Raw genomic sequence first — 20155 nt, 5'->3', positions numbered from 1 at the left:
TAGGAAAATCATGATATCTCTTGCAAAAGAAATAACCCTAATTAATATAGAAGACGAATTAAAAAAATCCTATCTAGATTACGCAATGAGTGTAATTATAGGAAGAGCTTTGCCTAATATATATGATGGTTTGAAACCTGTCCATAGAAGAATTCTTTTTGCCATGAAAGAATTAAATAATGACTGGGATAAACCATATAAAAAATCAGCAAGAATTGTCGGAGATGTTATTGGAAAATATCATCCACACGGAGATATGGCAGTATATGATGCAATTGTTCGCATGGCTCAACCATTTTCTATGAGATATATGCTTATTGATGGACAAGGAAATTTTGGTTCAGTTGATGGAGATCTTGCCGCTGCTATGAGATACACTGAAATAAGAATGTCAAAATTCTCCCATTATTTATTAAATGATTTAGAAAAAGATACAGTAGATTTTGTACCTAATTATGATGAATCAGAATTTGTTCCATCGGTTTTACCAACAAAAATTCCTAATCTATTAGTTAATGGTTCATCTGGAATTGCAGTAGGAATGGCTACCAATATACCACCGCATAATTTAATAGAAGTAGTAAATGGATGTATAGCAGTGATCAACAATCCTGAAATCAGTATTGACAATCTTATTAAGATTATACCAGGACCTGATTTTCCTACATCAGCTATTATCAATGGGAAAGAAGGTATATTGAATGCTTACCGTACAGGAAGAGGAAAAATTTTAATCAGAGCTAGAACAGAAATAGAAATCAATAATCAAGGAAATAAATCAATTATTGTTACAGAATTACCTTATCAGGTTAACAAATCTAAAATCATTGAAAAAATTTCTGAACTTATTAAGGAAAAACGTATTGATGGAATTTCTGGATTAAGAGATGAATCTAATAAACAAGGTATGAGAATAGTTATAGAATTAAAAAAAGGTGAAAAACCTGAGATTATATTAAATAATTTATATTCTTATACTCAAATGCAAAATGTTTTTGGAATCAATATGGTTGCATTAGTAAATAATCGACCTTGTCTAGTGAATTTAAAACAAATTATTGAAGAATTTCTTAAACATAGAAAAGAAATTATAATAAGAAGAACTATTTTTGATTTAAATAAAACAAAATATAGAGCTCATATTTTAACAGGATTAAGTGTTTCATTAGAAAATATTAATGATATTATTGATTTAATAAAAAAATCACAAACTTCTGAAGAAGCTAAAAAGAATTTATTAAACAGATCATGGAATGTAAAAATTTTAAATAATTTATTTAAAAAATCAAAAGAATATATTTTTGACATTAGTAATTTTAAAATAAACACAAATTCTTTATTAAATAATAATAAATACAAATTTTCTTCTAAACAAACAGAATCTATATTAAAATTAACTTTACAACGTTTAACAAAACTTGAACAAAAAAATATTATTAATGAACTTGAATCATTGTTAACAAAAATTAAAAATTTTTTATCTATATTGAATGATTCTGACTTAGTAAATAAAATTATTTATCAAGAATTAGTAGAAATAAAAAATGAATTTGGAGATTTAAGAAAAACAGAAATTATATCTTCTCAAGAAGAATTAAATTATGAAGATTTAATAACAAAAGAAGATATTGTGGTTACCTTATCACATCAAGGATATGTAAAATATCAACCATTATCTATATATCAATCTCAAAAAAGAGGTGGAAAAGGGAAATTAGCAACTAATGTAAAAGAAGAAGATTTTATAGAAAGGTTGTTAATAGCTAAGACTCATGATAATTTACTTTGTTTTTCTAATTATGGAAAATTATATTGGTTAAAAGCCTATCAATTACCATTATCAAGTAGAGTTTCTAGAGGAAAACCAATAAATAATATATTGCCATTAGATCAAAATGAAGTAATTAATGCTATATTACCAGTTCAAAAATATAAAAAAGGTTATTTCATTTTTATGGTTACTAAATTATCTATAGTTAAAAAAGTACCTATAGAGGCATTTAGTAGACCAAGATCATCTGGTATTATAGCGATTGATTTAAGTCATGGAGATCGTCTCGTTGGAGTAGATATCACTGATAATAATAGAGATATTATGCTATTTAGTGACGTAGGAAAAGTAGTACGTTTTAATGAAAATTTAATTAGACCAACTGGAAGAACAGCTAAAGGAGTAAAAGGAATAAAATTAAAAGAAAAACAATCTGTCATTTCTTTAGTTGTTCTTAAAAAAGAAGGTACAATACTTACAGCCACTGAAAATGGATATGGAAAGCGTACTAATATAGAAGAATACCCAAAATCAGGAAGAAGTAGTCAAGGAGTAATTTCTATTAGAGTTAATCAGCGAAATGGAAAAGTTGTAAGATCTCTTCAAGTTAAAGAAAATGATGAAATTATGCTAATTACTAATAAGGGAACTCTTGTAAGATTTAAAGTTAATGAAATTTCAATCATAGGAAGAAATACTCAAGGTGTAAGATTAATAAATCTTAGTTCAGGGGAATATCTGGTAGGGATGCAACGTATAGAAGAAATTCAATAATATTAATAATTATTATAACTTTAATATGATTAATAATAGTATTAGATATTATAATTTTGGTGCTGGACCGTCTATGATTCCTTTATCTATTCTGAAAGAAGTTAAAAAAGAATTTTTAAATTGGAAAGGATTAGGAATTTCAATTATAGAAATTGGGCATAAAACTTATGAATATATTAAGTTGATGGAAGAAAATCAAAAAATTTTACGATTAATTTTAAATATTCCAGATAATTATCATATTTTATTTTTAAGTGGAAATGCAAGAACACATTTTGCCATGATACCAATAAATTTTTTATCAGAAAACGAAAAAGCTGGATATTGGATATCTGGATTATGGTCTTTATTAGCTTATAAAGAAGCTTATAAAATAAAAAAAGCTTACTGTATTGCAAATAATAGTAAAACAGGTTTTTTTTATAATTTACCTTATGAAAAATGGAATATTAAAAAAGATACAAAATATTTATATTTTACTAGTAATGAAACTATAAATGGAATACGTTTTTATCCAGATATAAATAAAATTCCATATAAAATACCTTTAATTTCTGATATGACCTCAAGCTTATTAACAGAACCTATTGATATTAAAAATTATGATTTAATTTTTGCAGGAGGTCAAAAAAACATATCTAATTCTGGATTAGTTATTGTTATTTTAAATAAAAAAATCCTTAATATTATCTCAAATAAGTTTATACCGACTATGTTAGATTATAGGATTCATGTTAAAGAAAATTCTATTTATTCCACTCCTCCAATTTTTAATTGTTATTTAGCTTTAAAAACATTTAAATGGATACAAAAACGAGGAGGAATTTCTAATTTATATAGAATTAATAAAAAAAAATCAAAAAAACTTTATGAATTTATAGACTCTTCTGATTTTTATTATTGTAAAATAAAAAAAAATGTTCGTTCTTTAGTCAATATATGTTTTTATTTACGTAATACAAATCTTGAAAAAACTTTTATTGAAGAAGCAAAAAAAAATGGTTTTTTATATATAAAAGGACATTATACGGTTGGAGGTATACGTGTAAGTTTATACAATTCTATGCCATTAAGTGGCGTAAAAAAACTAATTGAATTTATGCAAAAATTTTCTAAACAATATAAAACATAATAAATATTATCAAATTTAAATAATTAAGTACAAAATAATTTTATTAAAAACTTAATTATTAAATTTAGTTTTTTTAATTTTGTAAATTTTATCTTATAAAATACATAAAACAAATATTTTATATATTTAACAAAATGATACCTATTATCACGTTAGATGGACCCAGTAGTACTGGTAAAGGAACTATATGTAATAAATTAGCTAATTATTTGAAATGGAATAAATTAGAAAGTGGAAATTTCTATAGATTTCTAGTCTACTTTGCCAAAAAAAAAAATATTAATTTAGACAATACAAATGAATTAATAAAATTTTCACTTTATACAATAGAAAAAATTCAAAAAAAATCTTACAATTTTTGGAAAATTTTGTTTAAAAATAAAAATATTTTAAATATTATAAAAGAGGAACAATATGCAAAGTATGCTTCTAAATTAGGATCTAATATATTTATCAGAAAAGCTTTAATTAATAGTCAAAGAGCTTTTGCTATTAATCCTGGATTAGTAACAGATGGACGTGATATGGGAACAGTTATTTTCCCCAAAGCAATTTTAAAAATATATTTATATGCTTCTATTGAAGTTAGAAGCTACCGTAGATTTTTACAATTAAAAAATCAAAATAAAAAAGTTAATTTTTACAAAATATTTTATGATTTAAAAATACGTGATCTAAGAGATACTTACAGATTATTTTCACCAATGAAACCAGCAAAAGATGCAATATTAATTGATACAACAGAACTAACTGTTGTACAAGTATTTAAAAATATATTAAAATTAATTAATAACATTAAATTACATGATTATTTTTTTTAAAAAATAATTATTTTACTAAAGGTTTAATATAATATGGAAGAAACTTTTAAAGAATTATTTGAAAAATGTATAAATAAAATAAAATTTTCTCCTGGATCAATTATTCCTGCTAAAGTTATTAATATTAACAATAATTATGTTACATTAAATGCTGGTTTAAAATCTGAAGGAATTATTTCGATAGAAGAATTTAAAGATAAAGAAGGAAAATTAGAAATAAATATAGGAGATACTGTTGAAGTATCATTAGATTCAATAGAAGACGGATATGGAGAAACTCTATTATCTAGAGAAAAAGCAAAAAGAAAAAGAGATTGGGAAAAACTATCTACATGTTACGAAAAAAATGAAAATGTAATTGGTTTAATATCCAATAAAGTAAAAGGTGGTTTTACCGTGGAAATTGGTAATATAAAAGCATTTTTACCTGGATCTTTAGTAGATATAAGACCAATTCGTGATTCTTCTCATCTAGAAGGAACAGAAGTTAAGTTCAAAGTTATAAAAATGGATTTTAAACGTAATAATATTGTTGTTTCTAGAAAAGCAGTAATAGAAGAAGAAAATAATATTGATAAAAAAGTTTTTCTCAATTCCTTACATGAAGGTCAAATATTAAATGGAGTAGTTAAAAATCTAACTGATTATGGAGCATTTATTGATTTAGGTGGAATTGATGGTTTACTCCATATAACAGATATATCTTGGAAACGTATTAAAAGTCCTAATGAATTATTAACTATAGGGCAAGAGATTAAAGTAATAATATTACATTTCGATAATAAAAAAAATAGAGTTTCTTTAGGAATGAAACAATTAACAAAAGATCCATGGATAAATTTAATTAATCGTTATCCAATTGGGAAAAAAGTCCAAGGAAAAGTAACGAATATAACTGATTATGGTTGTTTCGTAGAAATTGAAGAAGGAATAGAAGGATTAGTACATATGTCAGAAATGGATTGGACCAATAAAAATATACATCCAAATAAAATATTATCTTTGGGTGATAATATAAATATTATGATATTAGAAATTGATCAAAAAAGAAGAAGAATTTCATTAGGAATGAAACAATGTACAAAAAATCCTTGGAAAGAATTTTCTAAATCTAATAAAAAAGGTGATAAAGTAAGTGGAAAAATTCGTTCTATTACCGAATTTGGTATATTTGTTGGATTACAAGGAGGAATAGATGGTCTAATTCATTTATCTGATATTACTTCAAATACTGATGTCGAAGAAGAAATAAAAAAATTTAAAAAAGGTCAAAACATTGAAGCATTAATTTTGTCAATTGATATTGATCGTGAAAGAATTTCATTAGGATTAAAACAATTAACCAATAATTGTTTTTCAAAATACATAGAAGAACATCCTAAAGGGTGTATAGTTAGTGGAAAATTATTGGATATAAATGACAAAAAAATACTGATTAAATTAACTGATAATGTTAGAGGTATTGTTGATACATCAGATTTTATTGATTTATATAAAGATTTAAATATTGAAAATTTAATAAAAAATAAAAATGAATTTTTAAAAAAAATTCAAAAACTAGAATTACAAATTATAAATTTTGATAAAAAAAACCTTTATGTAATACTTTCTACAAAAATAGATAAAAAAAATCATCATAAAAAAATAGAATCTACAAAGAAATATTCATGTAATTCTAATGTTTCTCCTGTAACCTTAGGAGATTTAATAAAAGAAAAATTATATATAAAAAATAATAATAAAAAACAAGATTAAAAAATCTTAATTAACACTTATATATTATTAATTAAATAAAAATTTTTAATTATTAAAGTTTTTTATTTTTTTTAAAATATTTATTTAATTAACGTTAAAATATGTTAGAAAAAAAATTGTATGAACTAAATAAAAAAATTTCTTCATGTACAAATTGTTTATTACATAAAACCCGTTTTAAAACAGTATTTTATAGAGGTAATATTAAAGCAAAATTAATGATAATAGGAGAAGCACCAGGATATTATGAAGACAAAAAAGGAATACCATTTATAGGTAAATCTGGACAATTATTGGATAAAATCCTATTTAACATTGGATTAAAGAATATATATATAACTAATGTTATAAAATGTAGACCTCCTAATAATAGAGAACCTACATTTGAAGAATTAATAAAATGTAGTTCTTATTTAGAAGAACAAATTAAATTAATAAATCCTATATTTATGGTAGCATTAGGAAGAATTTCCGGAAAATTTTTACTCAAACAAACATCAATAGTTTTAAATAGAAATAGAAATAAAATTTTTTTTTATAAAAAAATTCCTTTTATGATTACTTACCATCCATCTTATTTATTACGACATCCTAGTAATATAAAATTCTTTTATAGTGATTTTTATCATGTCAAATCTTATTTAAAGAAATATAAATATTAATTTTATTAATTTGAATAATATAACAAATGGAAAAATTTTTTAACTATTTAAGATTAATGAGATTTCAGTATCCTACAGGATTTTTTTTACTTTGGTGGCCAGTATTATGGTCTTTATGGATTGCAAATAAAGGAAATCCAAAAAATATACTGATATTAATTTTATTTATAGAAACAATTATAATACGTTCTGTAGGATGTGTTATAAATGATATCATTGATAAAGAAATTGATTTAAAAACGTATCGTACACGAAATAGAATATTGGCATCTAATAAAATTCACACAAGAGAAGCTTTAATTTTAGTATGTATTTTATTATTAATATCTTTTTTTATTCTTTTAATTTTTTTAAAAAACTGTCTGTATTATGCATTAATATCATTAATACTCATAATTATATATCCATTCTGTAAACGATTTATAAATTTTCCACAAATAATCCTAGGGTTAACTTTTTCAATGAGTATACCAATAACTTTTGTTGCATCAAAAGTGTCAATTCTTAATATTCAAGTATTAATATTATTTATATTAACATTCTTATGGATTATATCTTGTGATATACAATATGCATTATCTGACTATGAAGATGATGTACTTAACAATACAAAATCGATCACAATTTTGTTAAAAAAAAATTATAAAATATATATAATTTTTGTTCAAATTATATTTCACACCATGTGGTTATTATTTTTAAAAAAAATAACATATACATCTATTTTTTTATTATTTTGGAGTATTTCTACTTATATTTTGATATATCAAAAAAAGCTTCTTAACCATAAAGACAAAAAATCTTGTTTAAAAACTTTTTCATTAAATTCTTGGTATGGATTTTTTATATGGTTGTCCTTTTATTTAAATAAATTTACTTAAAAATAATCAATAGATTTCTTTTCAAAAATCTCAGATGAAGCCATAATTGTTTCTGACAGTGTAGGATGAGGATGTATAGTTAAAGATATATCAGAGACATCACATCCCATTTCAATAGCTAATGTTATTTCTGAAATTAATTCTTCTGAATTATATCCTATAATTCCTCCTCCTAAAATACGATTAGTTTTAGTACAAAATATTAATTTTGTTAATCCTTCTGTTTTATTAAGAGTTAATGCTCTTCCATTAACTTTCCATGGAAAGTTAGCAACTTCATAAGAAATATTTTCTTTCTTTGCCTGTTTTTCAGTTAATCCAACCCATGAAATTTCTGGATTAGTATATGCAACACTTGGAATACAATATGGATCAAAATAATGCTTAAGACCTGAAATAACCTCTGCAGCAATTTTTCCCTCAGCAATTGCTTTATGCGCAAGCATTGGCTTTCCAACAACATCTCCTATAGCAAAAATATTAGAAACATTAGTTCTCATTTGGTTATCTGTTATGATAAATCCATCATCATCTGTTTGAATATTAATCTTTTCAATTTTTAAAGTATTAGTATTAGGCTTTCTTCCAACAGCAATTAATATTTGATCAAAATATAAAATATTTTCTTCGTTAGAAGTTTTGTTTTGTAAAAAAACACATATACCTTCTTTTTTGGGTTCTATAGAGATTATATTAGAATTTAATATAAATTTTATTTTTCTATTTTTTACCATATCATTCTGTAAAATAGATGACAAATCAACATCAGACTCCGGAATTATACAATTTGAACAATCAACAATTGTTACTTCAACTCCGAAAGATGAATAAATAGTCGCCATTTCTAAACCAATAACTCCTCCTCCCACAATAAGTAAATTTCCACATATGTTAGGCAAATTCAAGGATTGCGTTGAATTAAATATGCGAGAATCTTTAGGAATATTAGATAAATTTAATGGATAACTTCCTGTTGCGATAACTGCATATTGAAATTCAATAGCTACATTTTCATTATTATATTTATTTTGAACAATTATATTATTAGGTGTAACAAATTCTGCTAATCCATTAAATATCTGGATATTTCTTTTTTTTGCTAAAGATTTTATTCCATTTCTCAATTTATTTATGACATCATTTTTATGAGACAAAATTTGTTCTATATTTATTTTGGGTTTTTCAAAAACAATTCCCATTTTTCTTGTGTTATTTGCTTGAAAAATAATATTAGATATATTTAATAATATTTTTGATGGAATACAACCAACATTTAAACAAGTACCTCCCAAATCAGAAAATTTTTCTACTAAAATAACTTTTTTACCAAGATCTGCTGATCTAAATGCAGAAGTATAACCACCAGGCCCTCCACCAATAACTACCACTTCTGTATTAACTACATTCATTTTATTCCTCTTATAAACTATTTTATTATTTTAATTTAAAATCACAACAATATATTTCTTATATCTTTTAAAGATTTTATTATAAAATTAGAAAATTTTGCTGCCTCTACACCATCAATTACTCTATGATCATAAGAAAAAGATAATGGTAACATTAATTTTGGAACTAAAACACCATTTTCGTAAATAGGTATTAATTGTGCTTTAGATATTCCCAATATAGCTACCTCAGGACTATTAATAATAGGAGTAAAAAATCCTTCACTTTCAATTCCTAAATTAGAAACAGTAAAACACCCACCTTCCATATCTTTTGGTAACAATTTTTTACTATGTGCCTTTTTACTCAAGTTATTTATTTTTAATGCTATTTCTGTAATAGAAAGTTTATTTACATTTTTAATTACAGGAACTACCAATCCATTTTTAGTATTAATTACTATACCAATATTATAATAATATTTATATATTATTTTTTTATCTACATTATTAAATGAACTGTTAAATTGTGGATAAATTTTTAAAGCTATTGAAAGAATTTTGATTACAAAAGAAAGAATGGTAATTCTTTTTGACACTGTTTCTTCAACATTAATATACTTATTTTTTCTAAAAAAATCTAATTCAGTAACATCAGCTTTTTCAAAATGGGTAACATGAGGAATATTTTTCCAAGATTCATTTAATTTATTTCCAGATAGTTGTTTAATTTTATTTAAACTTTTTATTTCTAATTTTCCAAATTTATCAAAGGTTATATTTCTAGAATTTTTATCAGAAGAAAAATTATTTTTGTTTATTAATAAACTATGTGTTTTAAACATATCCAAATAATTATCAATATCTTTCTTTATAATTCTTCTTTTTCTTCCAGTTCCTTTTATTTTTTTTAAATCAATATTTAATTTCCTAGCAATTCGCCTAATATAAGGAGTAGCAAAAATAGTATTATTATAAAATGAATTAAAGTATTTTTTATGATTATAAATAATTTTTTCTGATACAAAATTTTCAGATTTTTTATCAGAAAATCTTATTTTATTGATAACAGATTCATCTATTTGTTCATTTTTTAAAGAATCTTTGATTATTTGCACTGAAAGTATTAATAACAATGAATTTTTTGATATTTGATCTCCAATATTAACTAAAATTTTTTTTACAACTCCAGAATATGGAGAAGGAATTTCTATAATAGTCTTATCACTTTCTACAGAAAGTAAAGTTTGTTCTTTAACTATATTTTGACCGATTGATACCATGATTTCATTAACATTTAATGTTCTTGATCCTTTAACATCAGGCATATACACTTTTATATCTTTGTTTTCTGATATTATCTTTTCGTCAAAAAAATTCTTTTTATAAAGCATTTGTATTATACTTATTAATAGTTATAACTATCTTTTATAGTTATTAATTTAATAATCAAAATTTATTTTTTATATAATTAGCAATTATTGAATAATATTATTTTATATTATATATAAAAATTATATTTAATGTAATATTAATATAATTTTTAATCTAAACTTATTTAAGTTTAATTTAAAACAGAATTTTTTTAAAATTATTTAATAAATAAGTATTAACTGCAAATTAATATATAACATTAATTTTTATTAGCCAAAAAATGGATTTGTTTTATGTATATCTATTTTATACATATATATAGCTTTTTCTATTTCAGATGAATCTACAATTTTATCTTTATTTAAAGCACTTAATGCTGATAAAACTATAAATTTTGAATTTATTTCAAAAAAATAACGTAAATTTACACGAGTATCACTACGACCATATCCATCTGTGCCTAATGAAACAAATGTTTTAGAAATAAATTTACTAATTTGATCAGCATATATATGCATATAATCAGTAACTGCAACTATAGGTCCTTTTCTATTGCTTAATTTTTTTTCAATAAATGTTAATTTAGGTTTTTTTAATTTTGGATTTAAACGATTAAAACGTTCAATTAATAAACCATCTTTTCTTAATTCATTAAAGCTAGTTACACTCCATAAATCAGAAGTTATTAAAAAATCATTTTTTAACAATATAGATGCATTTATAACCTCTTGCATTATAGATCCACTACCTAAAAGTTGAACATGTCTTTCATCATTAGGAATAGATTCTTTTAACAAATACATTCCCTTGATAATATCATCTTGAACTCCAATTGGCATAGAAGGATGTGTATAAGATTCATTCATAATTGTTATGTAATAAAAAACATCTTCCTGATTTTCATACATACGAAATAATCCATTCTGAATAATCACAGCTAATTCATAAGAATATGCAGGATTATAAGAAATACAATTTGGAATTGTAGAAAATAAAACATGACTATGACCGTCTTGATGCTGCAAACCTTCACCAGCTAACGTTGTTTTTCCTGAAGTTCCTCCAATAAGAAAACCACGAGATCTCATATCACCAGCAGCCCATATTAGATCGCCAATTCTCTGAAATCCAAACATAGAATAATATATATAAAAAGGAATCATAGGTAACTTATTAGAGCTATATGAAGTAGCAGCTGCTATCCAAGAACAAAATGCTCCTGCTTCATTAATACCTTCTTCTAATATTTGACCATTTTGTGTTTCTTTATAAAAAATTACTTGTTTTTTGTCAATAGAATCATATAATTGCCCACAATATGAATAAATACCAATTTTTTTGAATAATCCTTCTATACCAAATGTACGACATTCATCTGGTATAATTGGAACAATATGATTATTTATCGATTTATCATTTAGTAGTGCAAATAAAATTTTTAAAAATGTTAGAGTAGTAGAAAATTTATTTTCATTTGATCCAGAAATTAATGATGAAAAAAATGATAAATTTGGAATTTTTAATTTACAAGATACATTATTTCTATATGGTAAATAACCACCTAAAGCATTACGTTGTTTTTTTAAAAAAGTGATTTCAGGACTATCATCATCTGGTCGATAAAAAGATAATTTTTTCAGTTGTTTATCAGTAATCGGTATATTAAAACGTTTTTTAAATATTTTTAACTGATCTATAGAAATTTCTTTCTGTTGATGAGCTATATTTTGACTTTCAATACCTAGTCCAATCCCATATCCCTTAACTGTTTTAGCTAATATTACTGTAGGTGATCCTTTATGATTAACTGCTTCAAAATATGCAGCATAAACTTTTTGTTTGTCATGCCCACCACGATTTAAACATTCAATATCGTAATCAGACATATGTTCAACCATTTTTAATAATCCTAAATATTTACCAAAAAAATGTTTACGAATATAACTTCCACTATTAGCTTTATAGTTTTGGTAATCTCCATCCAAACATTCTTCCATTCTTCTTTGTAACAATCCTTCTTTATCAGAATTGATTAAATCATCCCATTTACTTCCCCAAATTACTTTTATTACATTCCATCCAAATCCATGAAATATACTTTCTAATTCTTGGATAATCTTTCCATTTCCTCTAACTAATCCATCTAATCGTTGTAAATTACAATTGATTACAAAAATTAAATTATCTAATTTTTCACGAGAAGCTATAGATAATGCTCCAATTGATTCTGGCTCGTCCATTTCTCCATCACCCAAAAATGCCCAAACTTTTCGATTTTCACTATCTTTTAATAACCCTCTATTCTTTAAATATTTTAAAAATCTAGCTTGATAAATAGCTTGAATACTGCTTAATCCCATAGAAACAGTAGGAAATTGCCAAAAATTAGGCATTAACCAAGGATGAGGATATGAAGATAATCCATTAGAATTAATTTCTTGTCTAAAATTATTTAATTGATATTCAGATAATCTACCTTCTAAATAAGCTCTAGCATAAATTCCAGGAGCAGAATGTCCTTGTATATATAATAGATCTCCACCACAACTGTTAGAATTTGGTCCTTTAAAAAAATAGTTAAACCCAACTTCATATAAAGTTAATGCAGATGCATATGAAGAAATATGTCCACCCAATTCTGGAAATTTTTTTGACACACGTAACACCATTATTAATGCGTTCCATCTAATTAAAGCATTAATACGTTCTTGCATTCCATAATCTTCTGGCATTATTTTTTCTTTATCAAAAGGTATCGTATTTTTATATGGGGTATTAAATATTGATTTAATATTAATCCCTTGAAATTTTGCTTCTTTTAATAATTTTCGTAAAATAAATTTAGCACGTTTATTTCCGTCATTGATTAAAATATTTCGTAAAGCCTCTATCCATTCATTAGTTTCTTCTGGATCAATATCATTTGTGTAAATATTTTTCATATACTTTTAACCATTATATGTGATAAATATTATCAATATTTTAAAAAAATATTATTTGTTTTAATTTTTTAAAATTAATATTTATTAATTAATAAATTATATAATTTATAAAAAAAATTAAAAGTTTTTATAAAAATTTTTAACTATCAAAATTTTTAAATAAAAACTAAAACTGGTAGTTTTATACTAATAATTCAAATTAAAATATTTTATTTTAAAATAAGAATATAAAAATGAAAATAATTTATAAATTATTTTCATTTGATTAATTGTTAATTTATAATAACAATTTAGAAATTGGAGTTTTAAAATAAATGAAAAATAAACAATCTAATAAAAAGAAATTGATAATTATCATTCCTAAATCTTTACGATCATCAATAACTTTTTACATAATTTGGGGATTAAGCTGTATATTTTACTTTTATGAGTCTTTATTACAAGTAGCTCCAAGTGTTATGACAAATGAATTAACACATGATTTTTTAATTAATGGAAATACATTAGGAATATTATCTGGAATTTACTTTTATTCTTATGCTTTTATGCAATTACCTATAGGATTATTAATGGACTATTTTATGCCACAATATCTTTTGATACTTGCATCTATTTTTTGCTCTTCAAGTGCAATTATATTTAGTATTACAAATAATTTTATTATGGCTTGTATATCCAGATTAATTCTGGGATGTAGTTCTGCTTTTGCAATAATTGGATCAATGAAATTAATTAATCACTATTTTTCTTCTAAATATTTTTCTTTTTTAACTGGAATTATGGTTACATTTGGGATGTTAGGATCAATTATTGGAGAAGCTCCTTTATCTATACTTATTAAATATTATGGATGGAGAAAAAGTATTTTTTTTATTGGAATTTTTGGATTAATACTACCATTTTTAATGACTATTTTTTTGAATGGAAAAACAAAAAAGAATAATTTATCTGAAGATACTAAATCATTAATTAATAAAAATATTATAAAAAATATATATACAATGTTAAAAAATCCTCAACTTTGGTTAATTGCTTTATACGGTGGTTTTATGTATATGCCAACTCCAATTTTCTGTGGATTATGGGGAGTTCCATTTCTTATGGAAAAAATCAATTTGAATAAAACCATTGCAGCAAATTATGTATCTTTAATTTTTGTAGGATGGGCAATAGGTAGCCCACTATGGGGGTTATATTCTAACTGGATTAAAAAATGTAAACCAGTAATGTATATAAGTAGTTTTGGAGCATTATTTACTAATTCTTTATTTATTTATTGCAATATCCATTTACATTGGATATTGCAATTATTATTATTTAGTTTTGGTTTTTTTTCTTCAGGTTTTTTTTCTTCATTTACTTTAGGAAAAACACTTTATAGCAAAAAAAATTTTGCAACTGGGTTAAGCTTTATAAACACAATAAATATGTTAGGAATTGCTTTAATTCAACCTATCATTGGTTTAATTTTAGATAAAATATGTTATAAACATAATATTATTTATAATAATATTATTATATATCCTATAAAAGCTTATTATATAGCGCTAACACTACTACCCATTAGTATAATAATTTCTTTAATAATTCTTACTAAGATAAAAGAAAATTATTAATTGTTTATAGATATATTAAGTACAATATACAATAAAAATTATTATGATAAAAACACTCTATATCAAAACATATGGTTGCCAAATGAATCAATATGACTCGGATAAAATATTTGAAATACTATATAAATCTCATAAAATTACATTAGTAAAAAATATTTTAAAAGCAGACATTATAATATTAAATACCTGCTCTGTAAGAGAAAAACCTCAAGAAAAAATATTTTCTGAGTTAGGAAAACTAAATAAAATACAAAAAAAAAAATCTAACACTATAATAGGTATTGGAGGATGTTTATCTGTTCAAGAAGGAATAAATTTAATAAAACGTGCTCCATGTATTAATATTATTTTCGGTCCACAAACAATCCATAAATTACCAAATTTATTAGATAAATATCTAAATACCAAAAAAACTGTTATAGATATCAATTTTTCGGAGACAGAAAAATTTAAATATCTTCCTAAATCTAAACATAAAAATCCTACTGCTTTAATTCCAATTATGGAAGGATGTAATAAATATTGTAGTTATTGTATTGTTCCATATACTAGAGGAGAAGAAATACACCGTTCTTTTGACGAAATTTTAAAGGAATGTTATGAACTATCATTAAACGGAATTAAAGAAATTATTTTACTAGGACAAAACGTTAATAGTTATAAAGGTGTAACAAAAAATGGAAATAACGCTGATTTAGCATTACTTATTAAGTATATAGCGTCAATTGATAAAATTGGTAGAATTCGTTTTTTAACATCACATCCATTAGAATTTTCTCATACATTAATCAATGTCTATCAATATACTAATAAATTAGTTAGCCATATTCATTTACCTGTACAAAGTGGATCAGATAAAATATTGAAATTAATGAAAAGAGATTATTCTATAAAAGAATTTAAAAAAATTATAAAAAAAATTAAAAAAATAAGATCTAAAATTAGAATATCAACTGATATTATTGTAGGATTTCCAGGTGAATCAGATGAAGATTTTCAAAAAACTATTGACCTAGTAAAAGAAATAAAATTTGATACTTCATTTTATTTTATTTTTAGTCCTAGACCAGGAACAATCGCTTCTGAATTTCAAGATAATATTTCAATAAAAACCAAAAAACAAAGACTAAAAACATTACAAAATTTACTTTTACATTATTCTAACAAATATAGTCAATCCTTAGTCAATACCATACAAATCATTTTAGTTACAAATATATCTAAAAAAAATTCTCAACAATTATGTGGAAGAACAGAATGCAATAGAATAGTGAATTTTGATGGACCTATAACTTTAATCGGACATTTTGTTAAAGTATATATAACAGAGTCTCTACCAAATTCTTTAAGAGGACGATTTTTAAAAATATGTAATATTTAATTATTATTTTTTATATGAATTTTCAAAAAAACATATTAAAAAAAATTATAATTCCAAAAAAATATTCTGGTAAGAGAATTGATATTACATTATCTTATATGTTTCCAAATTATTCTAGATCTCAACTAAACTATTTTTTAAAAAAAGGAGAAATTACAATAAATAATTGCAATTCAAAACCAAGTTATAAAGTTTTAGGAGGAGAAATTGTATATATAAAATTAAATAATATAAACAAAGATATAAATGATATTCATCCAGAAAATATAGCATTAAATATTATTTATGAAGACAATGAAATATTGATTATTAATAAACCTAACAATCTTGTTGTACATCCAGGTGCTGGAAACAAAAAACATACACTATTAAATGCACTTCTGTATTACAATAAAAATTTTCAATTATTACCAAGATTTGGTTTATTAAATCGATTAGATAAAAATACTACGGGATTAATAATTATTGCTAAAAAAATAAAATCTTATTTTCATTTGTTAAACCAAATGAAAAATCATAATATAAAAAAATATTATCTTGCATTAGTACATGGAACATTATTATCCAATGGAATAATCAATACTTTTTATGGAAGAAATCCTAAAAATCGTTTAAAAATGTCTGTACTAAATAATGGAAAAATTGCAACTACATTATTTTCTGTTCAAAAAAAATACCGTTATTTAACTTTAGTTAAAATTAAACTTATAACTGGAAGGACTCATCAAATTAGAGTTCATATGTCATATATTAATCATCCTATTATAGGTGACCAATTATATGGAAAAAAAATATGTTTCTCTAAAAAAATTAATCAAAAATTAATGAATGTCTTAAAAAATTTTAAAAGACAAGCCTTACATGCTTATAAATTATCATTCATTCATCCAAGTACACAAAAAATACTAAAATTCATATCACCACTGCCAGAAGATTTTAAATTTATTTTATCTGAATTAAATAAAGATATTATTTTAAAATAAAATTAATATATATTAATATTAATAGATAAAACTCATTATTAATAAAATATATTATGTATTTAAAAATACATGCCAAAAATTTAAAATACTTATTTTTTAAATTAAATTTTCAGAATAAAATATGCATATATTTAATATTTTTTTAAAAAAAACGTTATTAATATTATTAATATTTTTTAAAACATTTGTTTCATTATCATTTGCAACAAATAATATCTTACTAAATAAAGAAAATAATATATTTACTTTATCTACAATTTTAAAACAAGCAATGCCTTCTATTGTTAACATAATAGCTGTACAAAAAAATACCAATAATATTTACCTTTTAAATGAAAAAAAAACTAATAACCTTCAAAAAAAAAGTTCTTTTTACAAAAAACAAAAAATTCAAAACATTGGATCAGGTGTTATACTAGATTCAAAAAATGGTTTAGTTATTACAAATAATCATGTTATTAGCAATGCTAGTTTAATTTTAATTACGTTAAATAACGGAAAAAAAATAAATGCTAAGTTAATAGGTAGTGACTCAGAAACAGATATTGCAATTTTAAAAATTAATATTAAAAATCTTCCAAAAATTTCTATTGGTGATTCTGATAAAGCAGAAGTTGGCGATTTTGTTGTAGCTATTGGAAATCCATTTGGATTAAACGATTCAGGAAATAATCAAACAGTAACATTTGGAATTATTAGTGCTACTAAAAGAAATAATCTTAACATAGAAAAAATAGAAAATTTTATTCAAACAGATGCTGCAATTAATCCAGGAAATTCTGGTGGGGCTTTACTAAATATGAAAGGGGAATTAATAGGAATTAATACAGCTATTATTTCTCCTCATGGAGGTAACGTAGGAATAGGATTTGCTATACCAATTAATATGGCGAAAAAAATTGCCAGACAATTAATTAAATATGGTTTTATTCATAGAGGATTATTAGGAATTATTATGCAAAATCTTACTCCAGAATTAGCTAAAGCAATGGGTTATTCAGAAAATCTTCATGGAGTTATTATTACAAAAGTTGAAAAAGAATCTTCTGCTGAAAAATCTGGATTAAAACCTAAAGATATTATTTTACAAATAAATGAAACAATTGTTGACAAAATTGAACAAATTAAATTTATTATGGGATTATTAAGAGTTGGGGAACTGATACATCTAAAAATATTAAGAAATGGAAAAAAAATTTATTTAAAAAGTATCATTATGGATTCCAAAAAATATATAAATAAGTTACAATTAAAAAATCCTTTTTTATATGGATTAGCTTTAAAAAATTATGAAGAATATTCTTCATCATATGAACATATTATTGGAGTTCAAATTATCAATGTATCAAAAAATAGTATTGGATGGAAATCAGGATTGCAACCTAATGATATTATCATTTCAGCAAATAATAAAACAATACTAAATATGAACACTTTAAATTCTATATCAAAAAAAACAAAATCTAAATTAATATTACAAATACTAAGAGAGAAGAAAGTATTATACATTGTATTAACATCAAAATAATTATCAATATAAACTGAATTTTTTATAACATTTTGATAATTTTAATATTTTCATATATAAAAGGCTATGTAGCTCAGTCGGTAAAGAGCATGGCACTCATAACGCCAAGGTCAGTGGTTCAAATCCACTCATAGCCATAAATAAAATATGAATAATATATTATTTTATATAAATAAAATTATAGATTTCTTTTGTTAAAAACGCTTTCAGCGTTATAACTAGAACGAACTAATGGACCTGATTCTACTTTAAAAAAACCTTTATCTAATCCAATTTTTTTAAATTGATTAAATTCTTCAGGTTTAATATAACGTACAACTGGCAAATGATTTTTTGTTGGTTGCAAATATTGACCTAACGTTAATAAATCAACATTTTTCTTGCGTAAATCATTCATAGTTTCAATAACTTCTTCATAATTCTCACCAAGTCCTAACATTATACTAGATTTTGTTAAAATATTTGAATTGTATTTTTTAGCATAACTTAAAGCATTTAATGTATTAGTATAACTTGATCTATTATCTCTAACAATTTTAGTTAAACGCTTTACTGTTTCTATATTTTGTGAAAAAACATGAATACCACTGTTAACTAATATCTTTATATTTTTCATTGATTTACTAAAATCTGGTGATAAAACTTCTATTTTTATTTCAGGAGAATATATTTTTATAAATTTTATAGTTCTAATAAAATGTTTTAAGCCACCATCTCTTAGATCATCACGATTAACTGATGTTAATACTATATATTTCATATTTAAAAACGATATTACTTTAGCTACATTACGTGGCTCAAAAATATCTATAATTTTTCTTGGATTACCAGTATCTATAGAACAAAATGAACATGAACGAGTACATACAGATCCCATTAGCATAATAGTCATTGTACCATTAGACCAGCATTCATTAATGTTTGGACATTTTGCTTCTTCACATACAGTATTTAATTTATATTTCGATAAATAATTTTTTATTTTATAAAATAAAGTACTATTAACTTGTTTAATTCTTATCCAATACGGTTTTGGTAAAAATTTCAATTTTTTAGAATTATTTTCTTTAACACCATCCTTAATAGCACTTATTCCATTAAATGTTAAATATTTTTTTCCACTTTTAATATTCATAACATAAATTGA

At 23.2% G+C, this 20155-nt stretch carries 14 protein-coding genes and 1 tRNA gene; 11 read left to right on the top strand and 4 right to left on the bottom strand.

Annotated elements, in window-relative coordinates:
• The first annotated feature begins 10 nt into the window (after positions 1-10).
• The 6 genes from gyrA (at position 11) to RQL38_RS00220 (ending at position 7796) form a co-directional block, all read left to right on the top strand.
• The gene (gene gyrA, locus RQL38_RS00245; protein ID WP_338521657.1) at positions 11-2545 is read left to right on the top strand and encodes a DNA gyrase subunit A; all 2535 of its coding nucleotides are present in this window, start codon (positions 11-13) and stop codon (positions 2543-2545) included.
• A 25-nt stretch (positions 2546-2570) separates the two neighbouring features.
• Complete coding sequence (serC, locus tag RQL38_RS00240; RefSeq protein ID WP_338521656.1) at positions 2571-3677, top strand: 3-phosphoserine/phosphohydroxythreonine transaminase; 1107 nt, start codon at positions 2571-2573, stop codon at positions 3675-3677.
• Positions 3678-3811: 134 nt separating this feature from the next.
• Positions 3812-4498: a (d)CMP kinase gene (cmk, locus tag RQL38_RS00235; RefSeq protein ID WP_338521654.1), complete on the top strand. Its 687-nt coding sequence runs from the start codon at positions 3812-3814 to the stop codon at positions 4496-4498.
• 33 nt (positions 4499-4531) lie between these two features.
• Positions 4532-6253, top strand: coding sequence for a 30S ribosomal protein S1 (rpsA, locus tag RQL38_RS00230; RefSeq protein ID WP_338521651.1), 1722 nt, complete (start codon positions 4532-4534; stop codon positions 6251-6253).
• 101 nt (positions 6254-6354) lie between these two features.
• The gene (locus tag RQL38_RS00225; RefSeq protein WP_338521649.1) at positions 6355-6915 is read left to right on the top strand and encodes a uracil-DNA glycosylase; all 561 of its coding nucleotides are present in this window, start codon (positions 6355-6357) and stop codon (positions 6913-6915) included.
• A gap of 56 nt (positions 6916-6971) precedes the next feature.
• Positions 6972-7796 carry a 4-hydroxybenzoate octaprenyltransferase gene (locus RQL38_RS00220; protein WP_338521647.1) on the top strand — a complete coding sequence of 275 codons (825 nt, stop codon included), beginning with the start codon at positions 6972-6974 and terminating at the stop codon, positions 7794-7796.
• Here RQL38_RS00220 and lpdA read toward each other — a convergent pair.
• The 3 genes from lpdA to aceE form a co-directional block, all read right to left on the bottom strand.
• Positions 7793-9205 (bottom strand): dihydrolipoyl dehydrogenase, encoded by a 1413-nt coding sequence (lpdA, locus tag RQL38_RS00215; protein WP_338521645.1) that lies wholly within the window; start codon positions 9203-9205, stop codon positions 7793-7795. The two genes, RQL38_RS00220 and lpdA, sit on opposite strands and share 4 nt — an antisense overlap.
• A gap of 41 nt (positions 9206-9246) precedes the next feature.
• A complete protein-coding gene (locus tag RQL38_RS00210) occupies positions 9247-10578 on the bottom strand; it encodes a 2-oxo acid dehydrogenase subunit E2 (protein ID WP_338521643.1) in 1332 nt (443 codons plus the stop codon).
• Between the two features lie 249 nt (positions 10579-10827).
• Complete coding sequence (gene aceE, locus RQL38_RS00205; protein WP_338521641.1) at positions 10828-13500, bottom strand: pyruvate dehydrogenase (acetyl-transferring), homodimeric type; 2673 nt, start codon at positions 13498-13500, stop codon at positions 10828-10830.
• A gap of 314 nt (positions 13501-13814) precedes the next feature.
• On the opposite strand from aceE, the gene RQL38_RS00200 reads away from it, so the two are divergent.
• The 5 genes from RQL38_RS00200 (at position 13815) to RQL38_RS00180 (ending at position 19145) form a co-directional block, all read left to right on the top strand.
• A complete protein-coding gene (locus tag RQL38_RS00200; RefSeq protein WP_338521639.1) occupies positions 13815-15116 on the top strand; it encodes an MFS transporter in 1302 nt (433 codons plus the stop codon).
• Between the two features lie 43 nt (positions 15117-15159).
• Positions 15160-16497, top strand: coding sequence for a tRNA (N6-isopentenyl adenosine(37)-C2)-methylthiotransferase MiaB (gene miaB / locus RQL38_RS00195; protein WP_338521638.1), 1338 nt, complete (start codon positions 15160-15162; stop codon positions 16495-16497).
• A 14-nt stretch (positions 16498-16511) separates the two neighbouring features.
• Entirely contained in the window at positions 16512-17480 is a 969-nt protein-coding gene (locus tag RQL38_RS00190) for an RluA family pseudouridine synthase (RefSeq protein ID WP_338521637.1), read from the top strand.
• Between the two features lie 121 nt (positions 17481-17601).
• Complete coding sequence (locus RQL38_RS00185; RefSeq protein ID WP_338521635.1) at positions 17602-19008, top strand: trypsin-like peptidase domain-containing protein; 1407 nt, start codon at positions 17602-17604, stop codon at positions 19006-19008.
• Between the two features lie 62 nt (positions 19009-19070).
• Positions 19071-19145: transfer RNA gene (locus tag RQL38_RS00180), tRNA-Met, on the top strand.
• 41 nt (positions 19146-19186) lie between these two features.
• Here RQL38_RS00180 and lipA read toward each other — a convergent pair.
• Positions 19187-20143, bottom strand: coding sequence for a lipoyl synthase (gene lipA / locus RQL38_RS00175; protein ID WP_338521632.1), 957 nt, complete (start codon positions 20141-20143; stop codon positions 19187-19189).
• Positions 20144-20155: the final 12 nt, after the last annotated feature.

This window comes from Candidatus Legionella polyplacis (assembly GCF_037013735.1).
Classification (GTDB): Bacteria; Pseudomonadota; Gammaproteobacteria; order Legionellales; family Legionellaceae; genus Legionella_E; species Legionella_E polyplacis_A.
This window is presented reverse-complemented; position numbering and strand designations above follow the sequence as displayed.